The sequence below is a fragment of the Pseudomonas sp. 05N434 genome (assembly GCF_056396965.1).
Genome location: NZ_JBFTMK010000752.1, coordinates 1 through 1,891, shown reverse-complemented (window position 1 = coordinate 1,891; position 1,891 = coordinate 1). Strand labels below are relative to the sequence as shown.

General features: G+C 58.2%; 2 protein-coding genes and 1 tRNA gene. 2 read left to right on the top strand and 1 reads right to left on the bottom strand.

From position 1 onward, the window contains the following. Positions 1-47: 47 nt before the first annotated feature. Positions 48-123 (bottom strand) — tRNA-Val (locus AC1DLB_RS28945). A 159-nt stretch (positions 124-282) separates the two neighbouring features. Between AC1DLB_RS28945 and rdgC the strand changes: the two genes are divergently transcribed. Then, positions 283-1,203, top strand: coding sequence for a recombination-associated protein RdgC (rdgC, locus tag AC1DLB_RS28940; protein WP_007936132.1), 921 nt, complete (start codon positions 283-285; stop codon positions 1,201-1,203). A 177-nt stretch (positions 1,204-1,380) separates the two neighbouring features. After that, the coding region (locus tag AC1DLB_RS28935) for a bile acid:sodium symporter family protein (RefSeq protein ID WP_477786184.1) at positions 1,381-1,891 on the top strand (511 nt) is incomplete at its 3' end.

Sequence of the window (1,891 nt, the reverse complement as noted above, 5' to 3'; positions counted from 1 at the left end):
GTATTCTAACCGACTGAACTACCGCTGCGCTAAACACTTGAAACGAATGGTGGGTGATGACGGGATCGAACCGCCGACATTCTGCTTGTAAGGCAGACGCTCTCCCAGCTGAGCTAATCACCCTTCGCTTCGGTGTGGCGCGCATTCTACGGAGCGACCCAACCTCTGGCAAGCACTTTTTTAAATAATTTTCTCAGGCCTTCCAAAGGCTTAGAGAAGGGTTGGCCTATGACCCGGCGAAGACAATAATGCCCCCCTTTGTATAAAGGAGAGACTCACCCCATGTGGTTCAAAAACCTGCTTATCTATCGCCTGACCCAAGATCTGCCTTTTGATGCCGAGGCGTTGGAAACTGCACTGGCCACCAAACTGGCGCGTCCATGTGCAAGCCAGGAGTTGACCACCTACGGTTTCGTCGCGCCCTTCGGCAAAGGCGAAGATGCACCGCTGGTACACGTCAGCGGAGACTTCCTGCTGATCGCCGCCCGTAAAGAAGAACGCATTCTGCCGGGCAGCGTCGTGCGTGACGCAGTGAAGGAAAAGGTCGAAGAGATCGAAGCCGAACAAATGCGCAAGGTCTATAAAAAGGAACGCGATCAGATCAAGGATGAAATCATCCAGGCCTTCCTGCCTCGCGCCTTTATCCGTCGCTCGTCGACCTTCGCCGCCATTGCGCCAAAACAGGGCCTGATCCTGGTGAACTCGGCCAGCCCGAAACGTGCCGAAGACCTGCTGTCCACCCTGCGTGAAGTGATCGGCTCGCTGCCGGTACGTCCGCTGACGGTGAAGATGTCGCCGACCGCAACCATGACCGAGTGGGTTACCACTCAGAAAGCCGCAGACGATTTCTTTGTGCTGGACGAGTGCGAACTGCGCGACACCCACGAAGACGGCGGYATCGTGCGCTGCAAGCGTCAGGACCTGACCAGCGAAGAAATCCAGCTGCACCTGAGCACCGGCAAAGTGGTCACTCAACTGTCGCTGGCCTGGCAGGACAAACTGTCGTTCGTGCTTGACGACAAAATGGTGGTCAAGCGCCTGAAGTTCGAAGACCTGCTGCAAGATCAGGCGGAGCAGGACGGTGGCGACGAAGCACTCGGCCAACTGGACGCCAGCTTCACCCTGATGATGCTGACCTTCGGCGACTTCCTGCCAGCACTGGTTGAAGCGTTGGGTGGTGAAGAGACCCCACAGGGTATCTGATTGCCTTAGGGCGCCGGCCTTGATCGGCGGCGCCTGGTAAGAAAAGATCGCAGCCTTCGGCAGCTCCTACAAAGGATCGCATTTCAAATRTAGGAGCTGCCGAAGGCTGCGATCTTTTTGCAGGCAACCCAAGTTCCAAGCCCTACCCGCTTTTAAACACATAACAAGGATCAGGCCATGCGCGCACTCGCTGCATTGAGTCGTTTTGTCGGCAACACCTTCGCTTACTGGGTACTGATTTTCGCCATCGTGGCGTTTCTGCAGCCGGCCTGGTTCATCGGTTTGAAAGGCGCCATTGTGCCGCTGCTGGGGCTGGTGATGTTCGGCATGGGCCTGACCCTCAAGCTCGAAGACTTCGCCGAAGTCGCTCGCCATCCGTGGCGCGTGGCCCTGGGCGTGGTCGCCCACTTCGTGATCATGCCCGGCATGGCATGGTTACTCTGCCAGGTATTCCACCTGCCGCCAGAGATCGCCGTCGGGGTGATTCTGGTCGGCTGCTGCCCGAGCGGCACTTCGTCGAACGTGATGACCTGGCTGGCTCGCGGCGACCTGGCGTTGTCGGTGGCCATTGCCGCCGTCACCACCCTCCTCGCGCCATTGCTGACACCGGCGCTGATCTGGCTGCTGGCCTCGGCCTGGTTGCCGGTGTCGTTCATGGAGCTGTTCTGGTCATGGAGCTGTTCTGGTC